At 55.3% G+C, this 24,113-nt stretch carries 22 protein-coding genes; 1 reads left to right on the top strand and 21 read right to left on the bottom strand.

Annotated features, from left to right (window positions below; translation table 11 throughout):
- Position 1: 1 nt before the first annotated feature.
- From AC27K1_RS02585 to AC27K1_RS02555, 7 genes are all read right to left on the bottom strand, one after another.
- Positions 2–1,240, bottom strand: coding sequence for a CpaE/TadZ family protein (locus AC27K1_RS02585; protein ID WP_487148103.1), 1,239 nt, complete (start codon positions 1,238–1,240; stop codon positions 2–4).
- 13 nt (positions 1,241–1,253) lie between these two features.
- Entirely contained in the window at positions 1,254–1,775 is a 522-nt protein-coding gene (locus AC27K1_RS02580; protein ID WP_487148102.1) for a hypothetical protein, read from the bottom strand.
- 5 nt (positions 1,776–1,780) lie between these two features.
- Positions 1,781–3,139 carry a type II and III secretion system protein family protein gene (locus AC27K1_RS02575; protein WP_487148101.1) on the bottom strand — a complete coding sequence of 453 codons (1,359 nt, stop codon included), beginning with the start codon at positions 3,137–3,139 and terminating at the stop codon, positions 1,781–1,783.
- A 106-nt stretch (positions 3,140–3,245) separates the two neighbouring features.
- The gene (gene cpaB, locus AC27K1_RS02570) at positions 3,246–4,013 is read right to left on the bottom strand and encodes a Flp pilus assembly protein CpaB (protein ID WP_487148099.1); all 768 of its coding nucleotides are present in this window, start codon (positions 4,011–4,013) and stop codon (positions 3,246–3,248) included.
- A gap of 73 nt (positions 4,014–4,086) precedes the next feature.
- Complete coding sequence (locus tag AC27K1_RS02565) at positions 4,087–4,509, bottom strand: prepilin peptidase (RefSeq protein WP_487148097.1); 423 nt, start codon at positions 4,507–4,509, stop codon at positions 4,087–4,089.
- A gap of 3 nt (positions 4,510–4,512) precedes the next feature.
- Positions 4,513–4,713, bottom strand: coding sequence for a Flp family type IVb pilin (locus tag AC27K1_RS02560; RefSeq protein ID WP_487148095.1), 201 nt, complete (start codon positions 4,711–4,713; stop codon positions 4,513–4,515).
- Between the two features lie 229 nt (positions 4,714–4,942).
- Positions 4,943–6,985 (bottom strand): transglutaminase TgpA family protein, encoded by a 2,043-nt coding sequence (locus AC27K1_RS02555; protein ID WP_487148094.1) that lies wholly within the window; start codon positions 6,983–6,985, stop codon positions 4,943–4,945.
- A gap of 160 nt (positions 6,986–7,145) precedes the next feature.
- Here AC27K1_RS02555 and AC27K1_RS02550 point away from each other — a divergent pair, with 160 nt between their 5' ends.
- Positions 7,146–7,532, top strand: a complete 387-nt coding sequence (locus tag AC27K1_RS02550; RefSeq protein ID WP_487148092.1) for a hypothetical protein — start codon at positions 7,146–7,148, stop codon at positions 7,530–7,532.
- Here the strand turns inward: AC27K1_RS02550 and AC27K1_RS02545 are convergent.
- From AC27K1_RS02545 to AC27K1_RS02480, 14 genes are all read right to left on the bottom strand, one after another.
- On the bottom strand, positions 7,522–8,484 hold the full coding sequence (locus AC27K1_RS02545) for a DUF58 domain-containing protein (RefSeq protein WP_487148090.1): 963 nt from the start codon (positions 8,482–8,484) through the stop codon (positions 7,522–7,524). The two genes, AC27K1_RS02550 and AC27K1_RS02545, sit on opposite strands and share 11 nt — an antisense overlap.
- Entirely contained in the window at positions 8,484–9,389 is a 906-nt protein-coding gene (locus tag AC27K1_RS02540) for an AAA family ATPase (protein WP_487148088.1), read from the bottom strand. The genes AC27K1_RS02545 and AC27K1_RS02540 overlap by 1 nt, the downstream gene beginning before the upstream one ends.
- Before the next feature lie 113 nt (positions 9,390–9,502).
- A complete protein-coding gene (locus AC27K1_RS02535) occupies positions 9,503–10,720 on the bottom strand; it encodes an O-succinylhomoserine sulfhydrylase (RefSeq protein WP_487148086.1) in 1,218 nt (405 codons plus the stop codon).
- Between the two features lie 95 nt (positions 10,721–10,815).
- Positions 10,816–12,330, bottom strand: coding sequence for an amidophosphoribosyltransferase (gene purF, locus AC27K1_RS02530; RefSeq protein WP_487148084.1), 1,515 nt, complete (start codon positions 12,328–12,330; stop codon positions 10,816–10,818).
- Positions 12,331–12,389: 59 nt separating this feature from the next.
- The gene (locus AC27K1_RS02525; RefSeq protein WP_487148082.1) at positions 12,390–12,887 is read right to left on the bottom strand and encodes a CvpA family protein; all 498 of its coding nucleotides are present in this window, start codon (positions 12,885–12,887) and stop codon (positions 12,390–12,392) included.
- A 183-nt stretch (positions 12,888–13,070) separates the two neighbouring features.
- Positions 13,071–13,595 carry an SPOR domain-containing protein gene (locus AC27K1_RS02520; protein ID WP_487148080.1) on the bottom strand — a complete coding sequence of 175 codons (525 nt, stop codon included), beginning with the start codon at positions 13,593–13,595 and terminating at the stop codon, positions 13,071–13,073.
- A gap of 71 nt (positions 13,596–13,666) precedes the next feature.
- The gene (gene folC / locus AC27K1_RS02515; RefSeq protein WP_487148079.1) at positions 13,667–14,950 is read right to left on the bottom strand and encodes a bifunctional tetrahydrofolate synthase/dihydrofolate synthase; all 1,284 of its coding nucleotides are present in this window, start codon (positions 14,948–14,950) and stop codon (positions 13,667–13,669) included.
- 98 nt (positions 14,951–15,048) lie between these two features.
- Complete coding sequence (accD, locus tag AC27K1_RS02510; protein WP_487148077.1) at positions 15,049–15,975, bottom strand: acetyl-CoA carboxylase, carboxyltransferase subunit beta; 927 nt, start codon at positions 15,973–15,975, stop codon at positions 15,049–15,051.
- Between the two features lie 81 nt (positions 15,976–16,056).
- Entirely contained in the window at positions 16,057–16,860 is an 804-nt protein-coding gene (trpA, locus tag AC27K1_RS02505; protein WP_487148075.1) for a tryptophan synthase subunit alpha, read from the bottom strand.
- 15 nt (positions 16,861–16,875) lie between these two features.
- A complete protein-coding gene (trpB, locus tag AC27K1_RS02500; protein WP_487148074.1) occupies positions 16,876–18,093 on the bottom strand; it encodes a tryptophan synthase subunit beta in 1,218 nt (405 codons plus the stop codon).
- Positions 18,077–18,748 (bottom strand): phosphoribosylanthranilate isomerase, encoded by a 672-nt coding sequence (locus AC27K1_RS02495; protein ID WP_487148072.1) that lies wholly within the window; start codon positions 18,746–18,748, stop codon positions 18,077–18,079. The genes trpB and AC27K1_RS02495 overlap by 17 nt, the downstream gene beginning before the upstream one ends.
- A gap of 22 nt (positions 18,749–18,770) precedes the next feature.
- Positions 18,771–19,583, bottom strand: a complete 813-nt coding sequence (truA, locus tag AC27K1_RS02490; protein ID WP_487148486.1) for a tRNA pseudouridine(38-40) synthase TruA — start codon at positions 19,581–19,583, stop codon at positions 18,771–18,773.
- Positions 19,584–19,717: 134 nt separating this feature from the next.
- A complete protein-coding gene (locus tag AC27K1_RS02485; RefSeq protein ID WP_487148071.1) occupies positions 19,718–22,891 on the bottom strand; it encodes a motility hub landmark protein FimV in 3,174 nt (1,057 codons plus the stop codon).
- A 143-nt stretch (positions 22,892–23,034) separates the two neighbouring features.
- The gene (locus tag AC27K1_RS02480) at positions 23,035–24,060 is read right to left on the bottom strand and encodes an aspartate-semialdehyde dehydrogenase (RefSeq protein ID WP_487148069.1); all 1,026 of its coding nucleotides are present in this window, start codon (positions 24,058–24,060) and stop codon (positions 23,035–23,037) included.
- Positions 24,061–24,113 lie beyond the last annotated feature (53 nt).

Genomic DNA, 24,113 nt, shown 5'->3' with positions numbered 1-24,113 from the left:
GTTACCACAGGGCCTTCAATCGTTCCACCAGGGGCTGCTCATCGTTCGGCTTGCCAAGGATTTCCCGCCCCAGGGTCCGGAACGGCTTCGCCAGCGGGGTGACACTGTTGTGAAAACGCCGGTTCCGGGTGATGCGCTCCTCGGCCCCTTTCATCCAGGGCAGTTCAGCGGCCACGTGATGGTTCAGGTACTGCTCTACTGTGCGCCGGTCCAGGGGACTGCCCGGGCGGGCGTGGTTCAATACCAGGATGATCCGGGTCGGGTGGTCCAGGGTGTCGTTCCGGCGCTGCAGCTTTTCCAGGAACTGCCGGGTCTGCAACAGTGACGCCAGGCTGGATTCCACCACGATCACCACGCAATCCATCAGGTGGCAGAGCCATTCGGGGTCCGGCGAGAAATTCACCGAGGCGGAATAATCCTCGATGATGAAATTCGCGTCCCGCGACAGCGAGCCCAGCAGCTGGTTGTTGTATTCCCGCAGCTCTTCGCCCTCGCCCCGCTCCGCTTCCACGCCGAGGTAGCTGATCAGCTTGTCAATCCGGTACAGCTGGCTCTGGGCACCCACCTGGTCCAGCGCCTGGGACAGGGTGTTGTGCCGCAGCCCCGCGTCGCTGAGCCGCTGCCGCTCCAGCGACTGCCGCCCCAGCATCACGGACATGCCGCTGTTATGGTAATTGTGATCCACCAGGATGACCTGCTTGTCGGTCTTGGCGGCCATGACATAGGCCAGCTCGGTGGCCACCAGGGTGCAGCCGCAACCGCCCTTGAGCCCCACCACCCCGATGCGCATGGCCGAACGGATCTGGTGCGGGCCACGGTTCAGCCGCTGGTCCTCGCGGATCTCGGCCAGGATCGCGCCGATAAGGTCGTTATCCGCCGGCCAGAACAGGTAGTAAAAGCCCAGCCGTTCCACCTCCCGCAGGGCGGAGATACTGTCCTCCAGGCCGATCAGCACCACCCGGGTCTCGTGGCTGAGCAGGTAACGCCAGCGATAGACCTGCTGCTCCAGGGCCTCGCCCACCTCAATGAACAACAGGGGATAACGGATGCCGTCAATGGTGTCACTGAGTAGCTCACCGTCATATTCACAGGATCGCAGCGCCCCCATCCCGTGGAACCGCATAGCTTCTTCCATCAAATCGCGGGTTTCTTCGTTGCGATAGAACAGGCCGCAGCTGGCCGGCCCGCCGTCGAGCCCGAAACCTTCTGTGGCAATAATTTTCCTGGCCAGGTCAAACATGGCGATCTCCCTGTTATGGCTGGCCGGTCACGGCCGCTGACGGGGCGTAAGCCCGTTCCGGATGCACCAGCGACTGCCAGCGGTTGCCGGACACGAAACAATCCAGTTGCCGGGGTGGACGGTTCATGTCTAGCAGGGTGACGTTGTTATAAGGCTGGCAGGGGTTTGTCCTCACCCGGTGAGTGACATAACGGACAGTAATACCTGCCACCCCACCCCGCGCCTCATGGACGGAGAGATTGACCGAATCCGCGCCCAGGGAACGCAGCCTGTCCGCGAACCGTTCTGCCAGCGCATGGTTTTCAGCCCCAGACCACGTTACTGTGACCGGCTCGATCAGCAGTGGCGTGCGGTTAGCTTCAAGGAAAGCGTCGAGTTGCGACGGTTTAAGCCCTTCTGCCTGAATAGTCAGCGGCGTGACCAGCACGTCGGTCTCGTCATAGGACTGGAAACGGTTGTAGCAGCCGGTCATCAGCAGGGTGCACGACGCCAAAGCCGTGATCAAAAGGCCCCGACGAGCCTGTGGTATCAGCATGGTTTTCACTCCCGGAATCCGCCCCGCGCCAGAATTTTCCGCGTTTCCCGGTAGGCCGCAGGCTCCGGCTCACCGGGACGGCCTTCAGGCAGGTTGAAATAGCGCATCAACGTCGGGGCCACGGTCATCCGCGGTAATTGAATCATTTCTGCCGGCACCGGTTTCACCAGATTTACCGTGGCCACAATAATCAGCTCGCTTTTTACCCGCTCGTTGCGGGTATGGCGGAACAGGGCGCCAATCACCGGAAGGTCGCCCACCATCGGAATCTTTGACAGCGCTTCACGGTCCTCGCTGTTGAGCAGGCCGCCCAGGATGAAACTCTCGCCATCACCCAACTGGACTGTGGTGCGTGCCCGGCGGGTTTTGAATGCCGGGGTGTCGCCTGCGGCGAACTGGAAGTCGATGGCGCTGACTTCAGGCTGCAGGGTCAACTTGATGCGGTTATCCTGCTCCACTTTGGCCGCCAGCTCCAGGCGTACGCCGTATTCCTTGAACGTCAGCTGGTCGGTATCATCAATCCGGGTGACAATGGGCATCTCGCCCCCTGCCAGGAAGCTGGCGGACTCACCGGAAATCACTGACAGGTTGGGTTCGGCCAGTATCTGGCCCAGGGTGTCGTCATCGGCGGCGCTGATGTAGTTGCGGATGTCGATTGAATTGAGCTGGTCACCAAGCAGTTCTGTAAACTGGCCGTTACCGAGAAAATCAATCTCGCCATCCAGCCCGATATCCGACCCCCATTTAACACCGAGCTGACGCAGGAATGACTGGGACACTTCAGCAATGGTCAGCTTGACATTCACCTGCCGCACCACTGCCACCGTGAGATTGTCAATCAGTCCACGGTAGGTGCGCCGCGCCATGAAACCGGGCGCCTGTGCCTGCCCCTCCATCGGGACGGACACCTTTTCTTCCTCGTAGCCCTTGCCCAGCCATTCGCCCACCAGCGTATAGATCCCCTGACGAACCGACTCGGAAGCCACTTCGCCGGACAGCACCACCTGCTCGCCCAGCGGGGCCAGGGTTATATCGCTGTCGGGATAGAGGGCGGCCACCTGTTCACGGATACCGGCCAGGCTGCGGCTGACCACCAGTGTTTTGCTATCAAGAGGAGCGCCATCGGTACCGAGCACCACCAGCGAGGTACTGCCGGCCTGCTTGCCGAACACGATCAGCCGGTTGCCCTTGACCACCTGGTAATCCGCCAGTGCCGGGTTGGCGATAAACACGGTGTCCACCGGCGCGGAAAAAGACAGGGTCGTCGCCTCATCCAGCGCCAGCGGGATTTCCCCGTCAGCGGCAGACGACGCGGACCACAGCATGACAAGCCCCCAGAGGGCGACTCGCGTTCTCGATTTCATACGGTATATCTGACGGTTAAATCGGGACAGCCAGCCCGGGAACGACCCGGCCCAAAGACCGTGACAGGAAAGGTTGGCAATCCGGCAGTAAGTAAAAAAAGCGAACTCAGTTGACCTGGCGCTCGTTGCCCCGCAACTCCGTGACAGACAGGTAACCGGGCAGGACATCACCGGTACGAACAGTCGGCAGTGGGGCGCCGGTAGACTTGTAAAGATCCAGCTGACCGACCCGCCGCGCCACCATGATCCGGGACACATCCTGTCGACTGAGTTCAAGGATCACGGTGCTGTTCTTGGTTGCCCCCTTGAGCACGGAGGCACTCTCGACCGCCAGCACACGGCGTCCTGACAACAGCGGCCCGACACTGAAGCCCCGGTAACCGGACAACTGGCTGTTGTTGGCCAGGTTCTGCTCCAGGGAAGCGATCATCACCACGTCAACCCGGTCTCCGGGGGTCAGTACGGTCTGGTAGTTGCCGCCGTCATTCATGGTCAGGGGATAGGGAATCATGCCCGGCGTCATCAGGTGATCGATGTAATCCGGCTCACCGGGTTTCACCAGCAGGAGATCCGTCACCAGCGCGCCCGCGCTGATAGCCTCGCAGGCTACGGCACCGGGCTTAAGTGTCAGGGTTGGCTTCGCCACGCCCTGCGCGTGATGGTCGTCGTGGGTCATCACGTCCGGCACAAGGTCCTCCCGGACAACCAGCTCACCGAGCGCCAGGTGGCGACGGGCGCGCCAGACCTGCACCTGTTCTTTCTCTGGCACTGCTGTAACGGGAACCGGCTCCGGCTGGCCATCGTCATTCAGCAAGCCGAAGATTCCCATGGCGCAGAACACGAAGGCGCCAACGAGCAATATACGTCGAAGCATACTTACCTACTGAATTGGATAACACACCGCAGAGGCCGGACGGCATCTGCCGGAAAGATTGACCTTCACACCATCACAGGGACGTCAGCCAGACACCGAATGTCCCGGCAAGGGCAATGGGGACGCCATAAGGTAGCCCCCGTTCCCGCACCTCAGCCAGCCTTTTGGTCCAGAGTCCGTAGCCGAGATAACCCAGAGCCATCACACAGCCGATAATGGCAGTCAGCAGAAACACAACTAACCACCACTCCAACGCAATCCCTGGCAGGAAGGCGAGCATCAGTTTGATATCACCGCCGGCGAAAATACCGACGGCAAACAGAGCAAACCCCATCATCGTAGCGATTAACATCGGCAACAAAGCAAACGCTGAAAACCCTGTACAAACCAAGGACAAAACCAAAATCATCAATAGGCTGTCATTTCTGATGCATCTTCTGGTTATGTCGTTATAGGCGATTGTAAAAGTCAAATACAGCAAAAAAGCCCAAAGCATTTACTATAGTGTCAGACTACTAATCAAAGAATCGAAAATAGCATCCAATTTCTCTCCTATGCCACCTGCACCGCCAAATGCAACTGCAACAACCCCAGCTACGGCTGCAGCAATCAATGCATACTCAATCGCCGTCACCCCACGCTGATCATTTTTCAGGGCATACAAAAACGCTGCACAATTAGCGTACATCTTGGTCAACATAAATAAAAAGTCTCACACCATGCAGAATTGCCATGAAGGCAGGAACCCGTCTGTCGCAACGCAGCACAGGCTGTTATCAACGCTTTTCCATACCCCGGCGTTAAAAAACACCATCAACAGACCGCTTGCGGACCGCCAGATAGTATGGGGGAAATTTGGCGCAAATGTACCAGTGACTTAAAAAAAGGGGAACTTCTTTAATTTCTGCATAACGTAATTGTTCTGCAAGCTATTTGTAAGCCCGTTTCAAACATTGCTTCATATCATTTTTTAACAGTTTGAACGCCTGACTTCCGTGATTGACAGCCGATTTTCCATAAACCAATTCACAATACTGCCTGATAAACCGCTCAACGCCGTCCGCCTGCGCCGGGCGCGCCCGGGCAATCCGACGACCATAACTGACTGGCCCTTCCCCAGGCTGTCGCGACAGACCCTGTCGGGCCATTTTCCGGCAGAAACGCCGGTAAAGCCGGTCAGCGGGCGTCAGCTTCACCCGGCCCGGACGGAGCAGCACCACGCTTGCCACCAGCAGAAACAGCGCCGTGCCCACCGCCAGCAATATCGCCATCGTCATGTACAGATCCGTGCCGCCAAACCAGCGCCGCAGCAGTTCGGCCTGGCGGTCTTGGTCATAGCCGAGTACATACCGCTGCCAGCGGTAATCCAGGTTTTCCCAGGACAGACGCAGGCTGTTCAGAAAATCAACATGCCGGAACCGAACCGGTGAAAAAGGACTGTCAATCAGGAAACTGCCTTCCCCGGCGACCGCCTCTTCCAGCCCGTCACGGACACGTTCCGGTGAGACCGCCGCGGTAGGATCAATCCGCACCCATCCCTGTCCCGGCACCCAGATTTCCGCCCAGGCATGGGCGTCAAACTGGCGCACCTGGATCATCCGGTCTTCCGGCTTGTATTCACCGCCCTGGTAACCGGCAACCACCCGGGCAGGAATGCCAGCCGCCCGCATCACAAACACAAAGGCGCCGGCATAATGGCTGCAAAAGCCCTGCCGCGTGGCAAAGAGAAATTCGTCAATCGTGTTCGCGCCCAGCAACGGAGGCCTTAGCGTGTAATAAAACGGCTGGGTTCGAAACTGCTCAAGCAAGGCATTGCTGATCCTGACCGGATCGCCATCCAATTGCTGTGACAGCTTTTCACCGTAGGCGCGCGCTTCCCGATCACCCTCATAAGGCAACCGCAGGTTGAGTTCGGCCATCCATGTTGGTAAATCCCGCTCATCGGCTTGCCTCGTTTGGGATTCGAGCTGATAGGCCATTCTGAAATCAACCGGATTACGGGGGATTAACCGATAATCGCGGGTCACCCCGGCATCTTCTATCGGTTCCCAGGCAGGCCCCAGGGAAAACAGCCAGGACTGGCCTGTAGGTTCCAGGATAATGTCGTAACGGTATGCCGGATCAGCATCCTCATCGACCGTGTACCAGGAGGGTGCCGGATACCATCGAACCAGCCCATCCTCCGTGATATCCTGCCTTACCGACAATTTGTCATGATCTTCCTGAGACCAGGTTCGACCGTCGAAATGGCTCATCACAATGCCACGCCAGTAACGTTCTTCGGGCGGCGGCACCTTGCCATCAAAGGTAGCGCGGAACGCCAGCTTGTCTGACTGGCTCAACCGTGCAATATCCCCCGGACTCATGGAATCGCTGATCCCCGTGGTCGCATCCCGCTCAGGCATCGGTACAGACCACAACGGGGGAATACGGGGAACCACCAGGAAGAGAATCAGCATCATGGGCAATGCCTGTGCCGACAGCATGGCGCCCCGCCGAAAGACAAAACCCAGCGCCTTCCTGTCACTGCGGTAATGCAACGCAGCCATTGCGGATACGACCACCACCAGGACAACAAGCAAATAACCCGCCATGAGCAGGCTCTGGGAAAAGAGCAAGCCGGTGACCACAATGAAAAAGCTCAGCAGCATGATAATCCAGGTATCACGCACCGCTTTTAACTCGAGCAGTTTCATGGCACAGGCCGCCACCAGCACAGAGGCACCGGCAGCCAGTCCCACCAGGGTTTTAAATTCGATATAGATACTGACGGAACAGAAGACGACCAGCAGCACCTTCAGCCATGCAGAAGCCTCACCACATTGCCCCTGAAGCTGACGGTAACGCCAGAAAACACAAAAAATCACCGTACCGATAACCGCAAAAGGCAGCACGGGAAACAAGGGCGCGCTGACCAGCAATAGCGTTGTCACCAGCCAAATCGTTGAAGATCGTGCTATCCGTTGGGACATCCTGTTTTACCCATTTCCAAAGCCTGTTCTCTTATTCTTGGCCTACAACCGCTTTGTTCAGTGCCTGATGGGATCACAACGTTAAACCACAACAGTATCCCATTTTGTGCACTACTTTTTCTCTATCCCGTCAGTCATTCGCTCTATGAAGGACATCGCGTTGTCACAGTTTTTATCAACATCCTGGTGGTCGCAGGTAGAGCAAACCATTGCAGACGCTGGCAGCCTGAAAATTCCCACAGCCATACGCGCCATCAGCCTGAATATCACCGTTGTCACACCGGAAGGTCAGACGCTTCCCCTGGCCATGAAAAACGGTTTGTTTGTTGCCAGATACCAATCTGACGCCACTGCCCACATTACTCTGCCGCTTGATGTAGCACGCCGCATCTTTATCGAAAACGATACAGCCGCCGGATTCAAAGCCTTCTTCAGGGGGCAATTAAAAGCCACCGGTGATTTACGCTGCCTGTTTACACTTCATACCGCACAACCAACCCCAACCCAGCGTCACCTGCAGCAAGCCATTGCCGCATTTACGGATTAGCATCATCCTTCCCGAAAAGCGCCAGGGCGGTAAGACAATCTTGCGCATGCGCTTCCCCCCGGGCGGGCTCAATCACACGATCCGGTAACCAAAGGCCAAATTGCGCCTGTTGATCCGCATAGTGCAAGACCAGACCGCAGAGCCTTGAGAGTTTTTCTTCAGTCTCATACCCGGATATCGTGCGGAAATCGAGCCAGAAACGTTCGTCGGCATAATCATGAAACTGCTTGGTCAGCAGCTCACCGGTGCGCGAAAAGGATTTCCAGCTGACATGCGCTAACGGGTCGGTCGGTACGGTTTCGCGCAGGCCGGCAAAGTCCTCATTACCATCAGGCCGCACGGCGCCTTCCCCCTGACCTGCCAGAGCCAGCGAATCACTATCGAGATCAGACTGATCCGGTGCAGGGTAAACCAGCGTTTCCAGTTGCAGATCCACCCAGCTCCACGCATGAAAAAGGCCCAGCGGGAATTCGGTAGACACCCTCAGCCTGTCAGGCCTTAGCCAACCTCGTTGGCTGGTCGGATGCCAGACTCTCACTTCATCACGTTCCTGGCCGGGGTCTGCCGTGGTCAGCAGCCCCTGCCATCCCAGCTGAATACCATGCGGCGAACGCCCTTGTGCCGCCTGGACAGCGATCACAAACCCGGCATCCTGGCCGACATGCACGGACTCAGCGCCATGCCCAGATACCGTCAGACCCGCCAGGTTCTTCCAGGTATGCAGCATGGTGACAAGGAACAGCCCGACCATGAAAAAGCTCACCCCATAAGACAGGCTGTTCTGATAATTGATCGCCGCGAGAAACACCAGGAATGCCACCAGGAGAAAACAGTAACCCACTCTCGATGGCACGATAAAGATACACTTCTGATTCAGTGTGACATGGTTGGCAGGCGGAATGCGCCGGGTCAACCAGCGATCAAATCGTTTTTGCCAGGCGGCCCTGATCATCACGGTTGACCCGACACATCAACTTCTGACAGTAACGCATTGGTACCAGAGGTATTTTTCCTGGCGATGACCCTGTGACTACAGACGGGCTGGAAGACCACCTGCAGATCTTCCGGTATCACATAATCCCGCCCTTCCATCAGCGCCCAGGCCCTGGCCGCCGACAGCAGACCCAACGCGCCCCGGGGTGACAGACCACAGACAAAGCGATTGCCGTCCCGCGTGCCGGCCACCAGTTTCTGGAGGTAATCAAGCAGTGGCTCACTGACATGGATACTGTCGGCTTGTGCCTGCAGATCAATCAGGGCTTCCGCCGTCATGATCTGCCTGAGGGTATGCAGATGTACCCGGCCGGATTGTCCCTGGAACAATGCCCGCTCAGATTTGGCACTGGGATAACCGAGCGTGATGCGCATCAGGAAACGGTCCAGCTGGGATTCAGGCAAAGGAAACGTTCCACGCTGGGAAGCAGGATTTTGGGTTGCGATGACAAAGAAAGGCCGGGGCAGTGAACGTGTTTCACCCTCTACCGTCACCTGCCCCTCTTCCATGGCTTCGAGCAGCGCGCTTTGTGTTTTCGGCGTTGCCCGATTGATTTCGTCGGCAAGAATCACGCTGGAAAAAACGGGCCCCGGGTGAAAAACAAACGCAGAGCTACCCTGGTCAAAAACAGAAACGCCCAAAATATCGGCAGGGAGAAGATCACTGGTAAACTGAATGCGTTGATAGCCTAGCCCCAGCACCTGAGCCAGGGCGTGTGAGAGGGTTGTCTTACCCATCCCCGGCAGATCTTCAATCAACAGGTGGCCACGACTCAGAAGCGTGCACAATGCCAGCCTGACCTGCTGCTCTTTGCCGACAACAACCCGCCCCAACTCTTCAATAGTCTCATGAATAATGCTCATACAGTCCAATTGCACTTTATTATGGTCATTGTTTCTAAGCGTAGCGCCAAAACGGCAGACTACAGGCTACTGAGCATCCAAATCCATGATACTCAGTGGCAGTTCCCGGAGCTTCAGCCCCTCAAACGCCCTAACCCGCGGGAGAGGTCTTTCATGAGATCTTCAACCGCCTCCAGACCTACGGCAACGCGAATCAGGTTCTCACTGATACCGGCACGGCTCTTGTCTTCCTCACTCAGGCGACAATGGGTTGTGGTTGCCGGGTGGGTTATCGTCGTCTTTGCATCGCCCAGATTAGCGGTTCTGGAGATGATTTGGACACTATCAATGACTTGCCAGGCCGCTTCTCGACCACCCTCCACTTCAAATGCCAGAACACCACCAAAACCCGACTGTTGTTTTTGCGCCAGTGTATGTCCGGGGTGCTCTGGTAATCCGCAATAGTGGACTTTCTTCACGCCATCCTGGGACTGCAGCCATTCCGCGAGTAGTCCTGCGTTACGGCAATGTGCATCCATACGCAGTTTTAGTGTTTCGAGGCCCTTCAGGAAAACCCAGGCATTGAAAGGGCTCAGCGTGGCGCCCGCGGCCCGTTGCCAGATATTCACTTCATCCACCACACTCGCCGCACCGACAACAACACCGCCCAGGCAACGCCCCTGCCCATCAATGTATTTGGTCGCTGAATGGATCACGATATCAGCTCCCAGCGATAAGGGGCGCTGTAAAGCTGGCGTGCAAAAACAATTGTCTACCGCCAACAAAGCCCCCTGCTCACGGGCCATTCCGCTAATGGCTTCGAGATCAGCCACTTCACCCAGCGGATTGGAGGGGGTTTCCAGGAACAGCAGTCGGGTCTCCGGACGAATAGCCTCCTGCCACTGGCCTAGATCAACCAGGTCCACAAAGGTTGTGCTGACACCAAAACGATCCATGTACTTGGCAAACAGAGTGACGGTGGTACCAAAAACACTGCGCGAACACACCACGTGATCACCCGCCTTCAGTACCGCCATGCAAACGCCCAGAATGGCGGCCATGCCTGATGCCGTGGCGCAGGCACGCTCACCACCTTCCAAAGCGGCCATCCGCTCTTCGAACATGCGAACCGTGGGATTGGTATAACGGGAATAGACATTACCCGGTTCATCGCCAGCAAAGACTGCCCGGGCCTGGGCTGCAGACTCATAGGTAAAACTGGAGCTGAGAAACAGCGCTTCACTGTGCTCACGCTCAGCAGAACGGGTGATGCCCGCACGAACCGCCAGTGTTTCAAAATCGGCGTCTGCCAGTTCATTGCCGACCAATACGCTATCGTTTTTATCGTTCATAATGATCCTGATACTGCGTGTCGGATAGAGATCGTTTGCCGCCCCTCCGGCCGGGCAGAACGCCCGGCCTCCTCCTGTTCGGCAAACCTTATGCGTCAGGCGGATTCGTTATGCATATCGATGACCGCATTCTCCCGCGCCTCGCGCTCCAGCTTGGCGCTGTCACTGCGATGCATGGCCAGCTGATTCAAATACACTTCATCAATGTGACCCGTGAGGTATTTACCATCAAAGACCGAGCAGTCAAATGCGGTCAGATCCGGGTTACCTGCCCGAACCGCCTCAATCAGATCATTGAGCTCCTGGTAAATCAACCAGTCAGCGCCAATCTGCTGGCAAACCTCGCCATCACTCTGGCCATGGGCAATCAGTTCGCTGGCAGTCGGCATGTCGATCCCGTAGACATTGGGAAAACGCACTGCCGGCGCCGCTGAGCAGAAATAGACTTTCTTCGCACCCGCATCGCGGGCCATCTCGATAATCTGCTTACAGGTGGTGCCCCGCACAATGGAGTCGTCGACCAGCAGGACATTCTTGCCCTTGAATTCCAAGTCAATGGCATTGAGCTTCTGGCGTACGGATTTCTTGCGCTGAGTCTGGCCCGGCATGATGAAGGTTCGCCCAATATAGCGATTTTTGACGAAACCTTCGCGATAGCTGACACCTAAACGCGTAGCCAGCTCCAAGGCTGCGGTTCGGCTCGTATCAGGGATGGGCATGACCACATCAATGTCGTGATCGGGACGTTCTTCCAGAATTTTGTCCGCCAGTTTCTGTCCCATGCGAATACGGGATTTATAGACAGACACTTTATCCAGAATCGAATCCGGGCGCGCGAAATAGACGTACTCGAAAATACACGGCGTGCAGCTGGCCTCTGAGGCACACTGACGGGTATGCAACTGGCGATTATGGTCGATATAGACCGCTTCACCAGGACGAACATCACGCACCAGCTTGAAGCCCAGAACATCCAACGCCACGGATTCCGAGGCAATCATGTACTCCTTGCCATCGGCTGTATCCCGCACACCAAATACCAGCGGACGAATACCGTTGGGATCACGGAAACCGACCATACCGTAACCATTCATCACGGCGACAACGGAATACCCCCCTTCACAACGCCCATACACCCGCTCTACCGTGGTGAAGATGTCATCCGGCGTCGGTGACAGCTTGCCCTGCTGCTGAAGTTCATGGGCAAAGACATTCAGGAGGATTTCGGAGTCGGAGCTGGTGTTGATATGGCGGAGTTCAGTGCGGAAGAGATGTTCCTTGATGGCATCGGCATTGGTGAGGTTGCCGTTATGGGCCAGCGCAATACCATAGGGAGAGTTGACATAAAACGGCTGGGCTTCGGCCGAGCTGGACGAACCGGCTGTCGGGTAACGCACATGGCCGATGCCAATGTCGCCCTCCAGCAGTTTCATATGCCGGGTTCGAAAGACATCCTTGACCAGCCCGTTATCCTTGCGCATGAAAAACCGCCCTTCATGACAGGTCACGATGCCGGCAGCATCCTGCCCCCGGTGCTGAAGCACCGTCAGCGCATCAAACAGCGCCTGGTTGACATGGCTGGAGGCCGAGATTCCGACAATACCGCACATTCAGATTTCCTCATCACTTGCAAACAATGACTAACAAACCGTATGCAGGACGCCAGTGATCAACGCTTGTTGACCGCCGGCGCCATCCAATCAAATACCATTGATTTCGACCATTCAGCCACCAGTTCAAAATGGGGAACCAGTACCGAGTCACGCCACCACGAATCCTGCTGGACCGGCAGGTAGGAAGCCATTCCCACCAGGACAACCACCAGCAAGCCACCGCGCAATGCGCCAAACACCATACCCAGGGAGCGGTCAGTCCCGGTCAGGCCGGAAAATTCCACCAGCTTGCCAATCAGGGTATTGATAATACCGCCGGTAATGAGGGTCAAAATGAAGAGAATGGCGGCAGCAGCGATGACGCGCAGTGAAGGCGTTTCAATATAATTCGTAAATAAAAGCGACAGGGAACCACTGAATAGCCAGGCAATGATCACCGCTGCAATCCAGGTCAGCAGTGACAACACTTCCCTGAAAAAACCCCGACGAAGGCTGATCAGGCTGGAAATGACCGCAATCCCTACAATAACCCAGTCAACCCAGGTAAACGCCATAACAAAGATCCTGTCGGGCAATAACACCGCTCAGGCCGCCAGGCCCGCTGGCAACCATTGCTGAAAGAGTGTGAATTACACTACAGGGTGGAAGATTTACCCTGTACTGCATGGCAAGGGATTCTAACAAAGAGACAAGAGTGAATATAGAGACCCGTCCCGCGATAAGCCCTTATAGCATTATCAGGGGCGATACCTGACAACCAGGCCTTCCAGTTCATACCCTTTATCAAGTTCAGTCAGCAGGGTTTCCGCCTTGTTGCGAACCAGTTCAGGGCCGACATAGACACGCACCACGGATTTCCCGTCAGACAAAGTCACCGTGCGCAAATAGGCCCGGTAACCATCCTTGCGGAGCCGGTCTCTCAATGCGACCGCGTTTTCCTTTTGCACAAACGCGGCCAGCTGCAATGTCCAGCTGACGGGGATGTGGTCAACATCCAGTTCAGGTACAGCATTGTCCTTCGCTGCCAGCTCTTCATCATCCACGGGCTCTTCAGGCAAAGCGGGTAACGGCCTGTCAATCTCGGAGACATAAGCCGGGACTTCCGGCACAGGTAAAGGCGGCGGTATCTGGGCAGCTTCGTCATCCCGGAATACGGCATCATCAAACAGCAGCGGGTAAAGCAGCAGACCTGCTGCGATCAGCACCGCTGCGCCGGTGATACGTTGTTTCTTAGCCAGTTCCATGGTTGCCGCCAGTCTCATTGAGCAAACCCGGCCATTGTAACCGGTTTATTGCACAAAATTGGAGTCTGTCATTCATACTGCGCTTGACGTTATCGATTCTGCAGGTGCTGAAGACTTTCAGAAACCGTATGGAACGAACCGAATACCACAACCGTATTGGTGTCATCATCGACTTCAAGCGCCGCATCTAAGGCATCGGCCACACAGTCATGACATTGAACCCGCTGCCCACGATTGATCAGGTGATCCGCCAGTGTTTCTGCCGGTAGCGCCCTCGGCCCATAACTGACAGCTGCAACATGCCATTCGTTGAAAATGTCATCAAATCCGTTCACGACACTGCCAAAATCCTTGTCGTCCAGCATGGCCAGTACGGCCGTAAGACGCTGTTCCGACATCAGCGTCTTCAGACGCCCGGCGAGGTACTGTGCGGCCTGGGGGTTATGAGCAACATCCAGAATGACAGTCACTTCCCGGCCATCCTGACGGCGAACCTGAAGTTTCTGCATGCGTCCGGAAACGGAGACTTTGGTCAACCCCGCATTAATCGCAGAGACAGATATTGCATACGGCAACAGCTGAATAGCTTCAAGGGCACAAGCCACACTGGTCAGCGGCAGCTCAGGTTCAACCAGGCCGGACAAAGTCACCTTTTCACCCGCAGAACCCGTGCCTCGGAAGATTAATCCTTTATTGCTTCGCTCAATGGCAAAATCGTTTTCCCGCAGGAAAGGTTGAGCCCCAATTTTTTCAATCACTGACAGCAGGCTTTCAGGGACTGGAAAATCACCGAACAACGCCGGTTTCTCACACCGGTAAATACCCGCTTTCTCTGAGGCAATCGTCTCTATATCGTTGCCCAGCCATTGCTGATGATCCAATGCGACGGTGGTAACAATGGCAACATCGGGTTCAATGATATTGACGGCATCCAGCCTGCCACCAAGACCGACTTCTAACAAAAGGACATCCAAGTCGCTTTTGCTGAAAATAACCAGGGCAGCCAGTGTGGCGAATTCGAAATAGGTCAGGAATGTCTCACCCCGCGCAGCATTGACCTGCTCAAAGGCCTCGCAAAGCTGCTGGTCGGAAACCATTCCCCCCTTGATTCGGACTCTTTCATTGAAACGCAACAGATGAGGCGACGTGTAGGCCCCAACCGTCAAACCACCTTCGCTCAACATGGCGTCCAGCAAGGCAACCGTACTGCCCTTGCCATTGGTACCCGCCACGGTAATCACCGTGGGCGCCAGTTTTTCTGGCAACAACCGTCTGGCCACTTCACCAATGCGATCCAGCCCCAGCACCATATCATGCTCAGGCCGTTGCGCTTCCAACCATGACAACCAGTCAGCAAGTGAATCAAATGACATAAGGCATTCCCAGCACAAAAAAATCGGATGAAAGAGAGGCAGGAAACAAGCGTTCGGGAGGAAAAAGCCTGTGGCACAAGATGCCACAGGCCAATTAATCAGCTATCGAAAGCGGCATCCTGTTCAGGATCTGGTGCTGCTGAAACAGCCACTTCTCCCGATTGATGGCGCATCATACGCGATAACATCCGGGCAATCGTTGGCTTCATATCATGACGGTGAACGATTTTATCAATCGCGCCATGCTCCAACAGGAATTCACTGCGCTGAAAGCCTTCCGGCAGCTTCTCGCGCACTGTCTGCTCAATTACCCGAGGGCCGGCAAATCCCACCAGCGCCTTGGGTTCCGCCAGGTTAATATCCCCCAGCATGGCAAGACTGGCAGAAACACCACCATAAACGGGATCAGTCAACACAGAAATAAACGGGATACCCGCCTGCTTCATACGTTCCAGCACAGCACTGGTTCTGGCCATCTGCATCAGAGAGAACAACGCTTCCTGCATCCGGGCGCCGCCACTGGCAGAAAAGCAGACCAGCGGGATATTGTGCGCCAGGCAGTATTCCCCTGCCCTGACGAACTTCTCTCCTACAACCGCGCCCATGGAGCCGCCCATAAAGGCAAACTCAAACGCTACAGCAACCACTGGAAGCTCATTGACCGTGCCCCGGAAGCAGATAGCCGCGTCTTTCTCACCGGTCGCCTTCTGCGCCTGGACCAGACGATCCTTGTATTTCTTACTGTCACGGAACTTCAGCCGGTCTTCCGGCTCCAGCTCGGCGAACATTTCCAGACGATCCTCGGAATCATCCAGAAAACGCTCCAGACGTACCCGCGCAGATATGCGCATATGGTGGTCACACTTCGGGCATACATCCTGGTTGCGTTCCAGCTCGGGACGATAAAGAATGGCATCACATTTGACGCACTTCTTCCACAACCCTTCAGGCACATTACTTTTTCCCGTCTTTTTTGCATCCATACGGGAGAGAGATGGAATCAACTTGTCTAGCCAGTTGCTCATAGACCTTTCCTGTAAGCCCGTGCCTGTCCTTCGCTGGTTGACCGGCATCCGCCTCGATGCCGGTCGTTCAGGGAAAACAGGTTAGCAGGCATCCATTCTGCTGCGCATTTCCGCCAGCTGCTGTTTTACAGCCTTGCCGCCCAGCGCCGGCGTTGCTTGTGCAGTGAGTGTTTTAACCAGCGCGGTGCCGACTATCACACCGTCAGCCACCTGGCTGATGGCCGCAGCCGTATCACCATTATGAATACCGAAACCCACACACACGGGGAGTTCCGTCATTGTCTTGATGTGTGCGACACGTTCACGGACACCGTCCACATCCAACGTTGCAGCACCGGTTACCCCTTTTAAAGAGACATAGTAGACATACCCGCTGGCCGCCTCACAAATATGACGGATACGCTCGTCAGGCGTTGTTGGTGCGAGCAGATAAATCGCATCCAGCTCATGCCGACCCAGCTCTTTCAACAGCTCTGCGGAATGTTCCGGCGGACTGTCCACCACCAGCAAGCCATCAACACCCGCCTCGGCTGCAGCCTGGGCAAACGGCTCATAACCCATGATCTCGACCGGGTTAAGGTATGTCATCAATGCAACCGGTGTCTCATTATCGGTTTTACGAAATTCGGAAACCATTGCCAGAACGTCAGCAAGTGTAACACCCTGTGACACACCACGCTCATGGGCAGCCTGGATGACCGGACCATCAGCCCCGGGGTCAGAAAACGGCACCCCCAGCTCAATGACGTCAGCACCTGCCGCCGCCATTTCAAGCATCAGATTGACTGTATAGTCTTTTTGCGGATCACCTGCGGTAATGTAGGGGATCAACGCCTTGCGCCCCTCACCCTCAAGACGGGCAAAGCATGCCTTGATACGACTCATAATCACTGCCCCTTCTTACAGCTCGATGCCGTCAATTTCAGCAACGGTATGGATATCCTTGTCCCCACGTCCGGACAGGTTCACGATAATGCTCTGTTCCGGCGACATCGCTGGCGCCAGTTTTTTCACCCAGGCTAATGCATGGCTGCTTTCCAGGGCAGGCATAATGCCTTCAAACCGGGTCAGGTCACGGAATGCCGACAAAGCCTCATCATCATTGACGTGAACATATTCAGCCCGGGCAGATTCCTTCAACCAGGCGTGTTCAGGCCCCACACCGGGATAATCCAGCCCTGCGGAAACCGAATGGCTTTCAATAATCTGACCAGCATCATCTGACATGATGTAGGTCCGATTACCGTGAAGAACACCGCGACGTCCGGCGCTTAGACGGGCCGCATGACGACCGGATTCAATGCCTTCACCTCCGGCTTCCACGCCGTAGATTTTGATGTCAGTGTCATCAATAAAGGGATGGAAAAGCCCCATGGCGTTGGAACCACCACCTACGCAGGCCACCAGTGCATCAGGCAACCTGCCTGTCATATCCAAACATTGTTCCCTGGCTTCACGTCCAATAATGCTCTGGAAAGTGCGCACCATTTTAGGATAAGGATGAGGACCAACCACTGTGCCCAGCAGATAGAACGTATTATCGATGTTGGTGACCCAGTCACGCATGGCTTCGTTGATCGCATCTTTCAGGGTCTTGGCGCCCGCCTCTACCGGTACAACCTCCGCCCCGAGCAGTTTCATGCGATAGACATTGAGCGCCTGCCGCCGCACATCTTCAGCGCCCATGTAAACCACGCATTCCAGCCCCAGCCGGGCTGCCACTGTGGCCGTCGCAACACCGTGCTGACCGGCACCGGTTTCGGCGATAATCCGGGTCTTGCCCATCCGTCGCGCCAGCAGCGCCTGACCAATGGCATGATTGATCTTGTGAGCACCGGTATGGTTAAGGTCCTCACGCTTGAGATAGATCTGCGCGCCACCCAGAAGACCCGACCATCGTTCAGCATGATAAAGGGGTGAAGGACGCCCGACATAATGGGCGAAATCCTTGTCCATTTCTTCCAGGAACGCGGGATCCTTGATACAGGTTTCAAAGGCTTCTTCCAGTTCCTGTACGGCAGGAATCAGGGTTTCAGGGGAAAAGCGCCCACCAAATGGGCCAAAATACCCCCGCTGATCCGGCATGCTGTAACGGGTTTTCTCAGTCTCCAGAGACATTATCTACCTCTCTCATGAATGCCCTGATAAGGGCTGCATCCTTAACGCCTTTTTCACACTCAACACCACTGCTCACATCCACACACCAGGGTTTCACCCGGGTGATGGCCTCACCGATATTGTCAGGCCGCAATCCACCGGCCAGCATGACCGGGCAGTTCAGCCCTTCAGGGATCAAATCCCAGTCACACAATTCGCCGGTTCCACCGAATGCATCAGGATTGTAGCTGTCGACCAGGAAGGCACTGGCACCGGGCCAGGCATCACTCACCGCAGCATAATCCTCTCCGTGGCGCAGGCGAAGCGCCTTGATATAGGGCAATCCCCACTGCCGGCAGAACTCATCGTTTTCATCGCCATGAAACTGAATAGCATCGAGCGGAACGCGAGCCAGCACTTCGTCCAGCCAGGCCGCCGTCGGGTTAACAAACACCCCGACAATGGAGACTTTCCCTTTCACTTCAGCCGCAATTCGGCTTGCCACCTCAGGGGTTACGGCGCGAGGACTGGGAGCATAGAACATAAGCCCAATGGCATCTGCACCGGCTTCCACCGCCACATTGGCCATCTCAGGACTGCGCAAACCACATATCTTGACGCGGGAACGCCCATTTTGCGTAGAACATGCCTGGAAAGTGTCTGCGTCAAATAACATGCGGAACCCTGAGCAATTCTTTTTACAGGTTTAACAATGGTGCGATAAAACCAGGCCCCAAGGGATCTTCTGGCAGGTCAAATTCCACCGGATAAATGACATTAACAAAATAAAGACCATAGGGGGGTGCGGTGACTCCGCCTATTCTTCTGTCCCTGGCCTCCAGTACGTCTCTCGCCCAGACCGGCTCTCGCTTACCACAACCGATTGCCATCAAAACGCCGGCAATATTGCGCACCATATGGTGAAGAAACGCATTGGCCTGAATATCAATCACCAACAGGTCGCCAAAACGTTTAACATTTAGGCTGGTAATTTCCCGCACCGGATTTTTGGCCTGACACTGAACAGCGCGATAGGACGTAAAATCATGTTCACCGACCAGGTAATGGGCCGCCTCAGCCATCCGCTGCTCATCCAGAGGACGGTAATTCCAGGTCACGCCCCTGGGTAATATCGCCGGCCTGACGGGGGTATTGTATATCACGTAACGATAGCGTCTGGCCAGCGCTGAAAAACGGGCATGAAAATCAGTGCTGACCGGCCGTACCCAGCGCAGGGCAATGCTGTCCGGCAAATGGGTATTCGCACCGAAAACCCAGCTGCGTTCGGTACGGTCAGCGGGTGAGTCAAAATGGATAATCTGTCGGCAACCATGGACGCCGGCATCGGTTCTTCCTGCACACACCACCGATACAGGATGGTTTGCAACAAAACCCAACGCTGCTTCAACATGCTGCTGCACCGTCGGAAGTCCTGATTTCAGGGATTGCCAACCGTGATACCCGGCACCATCATACTCCACACAGGCCGCATAACGCTGGCCGTCACTCATTACGTCCAAAACTGATCTCATCAATGGTTATATGGGCGCCAGACTCAGGCAGCTTGCCCTGCAAATCGCCCGCACAAAAAAGGCCGGTAATCATACCAGCCTTTTTCGCTACAGCAGAGTGCCTGAATAGGGAATCAGAGCTTTTTCAGCAGGCTATCAGCCTCCTGCTTCTGGGCATCATCACCTTCACGGGCGACCTCCTCGAGAATATCCCGGGCGCCATCCTGATCGCCCATCTCGATATAGGCCCTGGCCAGATCCAGCTTGGTGGCCGTTTCGTCCGTCTCTTCCAGGAACTCGAGTTCTTCATCCAGCTCCGTCGTTTCCTCACTCGCACTGACTTCGCCAGCATCGCTCATCGCTGACAAATCGTCGGAAAGATCCAGGGAATCAAGATCCAGGGCCTCAAGATCCGATTCGTCGTTGCTCTCCACGGCCTCTGGCTGCAAGGCACCATCAAGATCAGCCTCACCCAAACCCTCAGAGAGGTCAGACAGGTCCGTATCCAGAGAAGCCATTTCAGCATCCAGATCAAACTCAGACTCATCCAGTTCGATCTCATCAGATGGCACACTGTCATCACTGGCCGACCCTTCCAGGCTTGCCCCCAGATCGTCATCCAGTTCAAGGTCAAGATCACCGAGATCCAGAGCATCCTCTTCGGGCTGCTCATCCAGAGTCGACGGGGACTCTACCGCTTCAAGCTCGTCATTGAACTCCAGATCATCAAGCTCAACAATATCGTCTTCAACAACAGCGGCTGGCGCTTCTTCTACAGGCGCTTCGACCTGAAACTCCTCCGCATCCAAATCGAGGGATAGATCATCAAGGGATTCTACATCGGACGAGTCTTCCGACACCGGTGATTCGGAGACGGCTGAATCATCCAGTTCAAGGTCCAGAGCAATATCATCGAGATCATCAGCGCCAGAATCTTCCGGCGCTTCATTGCCGCCCGTATCACCCAGCGACAAATCGTCTGTCAACTCACCGGCATCGATGACCTCATCGTCATCATCCAGGCTCAGGCTGATGTTATCAAGATCGGCAATGTCGTCCGACCCATCGTCAGAAGCGGCTTCACTGCCAGCATCATCAAGACCAAGATCAAGCGCCAGGTCATCCACCCCATCGATAGACAGATCGTCATCTTCAATCTTGTCAGTATCGAGTGATACCTCAACATCGACAGTATCGATACTCTCATCAATGCCGAGATCATCCTCCAACGCCAGATCCAGCGTATCCTCAGAAGCGAGATCTGATGACGCTTCCTCCACCACTGAATCCAGACTGGTATCCAGGTCAATATCGGTACTGGTCAGTTCATCGGTTAACGCTTCCAGCTCATTCAACACGTCTTGAGGTTCAAAATCTGCCAGCGTTGCATTGGCAAACTGCGACTTCAGTGTCTCAATTTGCGCCTGCGTAGCCTCATCGACATCACCTAACGCGCCCAGTTGCTCCCTGAAACCGTCCAGATCGTCCATACCTGCCTGGACTTCCATCAGCTTCAGGCGATAACCGGTATTCCCTGGCTCAGCCTCAACCGCTTTGGAGAGTATTTCTGCAGCCTGCTCGAAACGCCCATAATCGGCATACACAGCGGCTTCCGCAATTGCGCTACCTGCAGCTGTCGATGCCACCTGTTGATCCAGCAATTCCTGGTCAATTTCCAGATCAGCATCCAACTCCAAGGGTTGAATGCCTGCACCACCGGCCATTTTCGTGGGTGCAGCAGCTGAATGTAAACCGGTGCCGAGATCAATCTGCTCATTACCTGCCGGAGAAAATGCATCCTGATCATTAAGGGAATCCTGGAACACATCTTCGGCCTGGGCTCGTCGCCGTGCGACAAACATCAGACCGGCAACGATGAATAAGATACCTCCCCCGGCAAGCCCCATGTAGAGCGGGCTATCAAGGAACTCATCAACAAAGGATTTTTCAGGCTTGGGTTTGGTAGCATTCGCCAGATTGTCAGGCTTTTCAGAAGGTTTGCTGTCAGCGGTATTCGTTTGGCCCTGGCTCTTCCCGCCATCAGCCACCTGCTGCTGGTTGCCACCAGACTCAGCGTCATCCTGATAGTTATAATCAATCTCGCCATTTGCAGGCGGCAAGGTCGCAGGCGGAGTGGACTGGACAATATCCTGAGGTGGTTCCGGAGGAGTAAAGGTTTCCCCCGTATCCTGCTGCCCCATACCCTGTATCGCTGTCAGCTCATCATTTTTAAGCGCTATCAGTCTTTCCAGAGTAGCCAGCTGATTGGTGAGCGCATCCAGCTTATCCCTGAGTTCTGCATTCTCACGGGTTAACAGATCTATCCGCTCGGAGCTTAAGGCCAATTCATTTTCCAGGGCTCTTACACGACCGGAGTCACCGCTACCACCGCCCTGATCAGCCCCGTTACCACTCCCGCCACTCCCCGAAGAGACAACCGTTAACCGGCCATCGTCCTGACGTTTTCTGGGTTCGTCATCCGCCGTCTCACGACGGGTGGCGTCCAGCTGCCTGACACTGCCTTTCCAGGTGGAATTCTGTTTCGCAACACCAGCAATAGCACCTGTCTCACTGATCTCCCGCAGCATGACGCGATCAGGAATCCGCAGGACACTGCCCTGCTTGAGCATATTGATATTGCCATTAATGAATGCATCCGGATTCTCTGCCTGAATTGCCAACATCATCTGCTGGGGCGACACTGAGCGATCAGGCCGGTTGCGCAATGCAATATCCCAGAGTGTTTCGTCTTTTTTAACCTTATGAGAGCCTGTCGGCGCCTTGGAAGGGGATCGGGATGAGTCAGGCGTTGCACGGACGGGGGCAACGGCATCAGGAATACGCTGGTAACGATTGACGCTACCCCCCTGATACATCGGCTTGCGCGCAGCTTCTTCAACGACACGGGCACTGAATGAGGGCGGATCCAGCAAGAGCGTATATTCCCGCAACAGTCGTCCACTGGGCCAATGCACTTCAACCAGGAAATTCAGGAAAGGTTCAACGACAGGCTTCTTACTGGTGACACGAACTGTCGTCCTGCCATCATCATGAACGATTGTTTCAAAGTTGAGATCGGATAAGAAAAATGGCCTTTCTACCCCGGCACGCTTGAAGTCATCCCGCGTCGCCAGGTTCGGCAGGATCTCGTTACTGGATAGTTCCCTGACCTGAACCAGTTCTATTTCAGCATCAAGCGGCTGATTCAGATACGAATTGATCGTAATCTCCCCCAGCCCGAGCCCGAGTGCAGGACCCGCAGAAATCGCTCCAGTGGCAGCCATGGCCACTATCAGCTTGCGTAGCATGATCCCCTTTCCCTTGATTATTATTGTCGCTCGACCTGGCAATCCGGTATCACGGTTGAGACCGGTAAAACCTGCAAAGCCACATGATTCTGATCATTATGCCCCGGTCAGGCCGAGGCTTCTCTTTTATTCTCAATAAGTTATCATTCTGCGAAGGATTTTATCAATAGCTCTGCGAGCTGAATGCTATTGAGTGCTGCCCCTTTTCGTACATTATCTGACACAATCCACAGATTCAGCCCCCGCTCGCAGGAAATATCTTCGCGGATTCGTCCGACAAAGACCTCATCCTGACCGGAGCAATCACCCACCGGCGTCGGATAACCGCCCTCCTCCTGCTCATCCAGGATCGTGACACCGGGTGCGTTTTCGAGCAATTCTCGTGCATCCGTAGCCGTTAACTGTTTTTCCGTCTCGATACTCACCGATTCAGAATGCCCATAGAAAACCGGCACCCGCACACAGGTAGGGTTCACCTGAATCGAATCATCCCCCAAAATCTTCCGGGTTTCCCACACCATTTTCATCTCTTCCCGGGTGTAGCCATTCTCGTCAAACCGATCGATATGTGGAATCACATTAAACGCGATCTGCTTGCTAAAAACATCGGCTTCAACGGGTTTTGCGTTAAGCAAACGGGCGGTCTGGTCCGCCAGCTCCTTTACACCTTTCATTCCTGCACCGCTGACGGCCTGGTAAGTAGACACGGTGATCCGACGAATAGAGGCTGCATCATGCAACGGCTTGAGCGCCACCAGCATCTGGATGGTTGAACAATTGGGATTGGCGATAATATTGTGATTACGGTAGGCACTGATCGCCTCGGGATTCACTTCCGGCACAATCAGGGGAATATCCTCCTGGTAACGGAAATGCGAGGTGTTATCGATTACAACGCAGCCTGCCGCAGCGACCTTGGGCGCATATTCAGCCGACACCTCACCACCGGCAGAAAACAGCGCTATTTTCACCTGGGAAAAATCAAAGTCCACAAGATTTTCAACCCGATGGGCGCGATTGCGAAAGATCACGCTGCCACCTGCGGAGCGCTCACTGGCCAGGGGATATAGCTTGCCGACCGGGAACTCGCGCTCCTCCAGAATCGACAACATTGCCTCACCCACAGCACCGGTGGCACCGACTACAGCAATATCATAGGTTGAACTCATCAATTCTCATCCAGCATTTACAACGAAATCAGCCACCTATATACCCTTTTTCA

This window comes from Kistimonas ophiarachnellae (assembly GCF_057552235.1).
The sequence above is the reverse complement of the archived record's forward strand: the minus strand, read 5'-3'. Positions and strand labels throughout refer to the sequence as shown.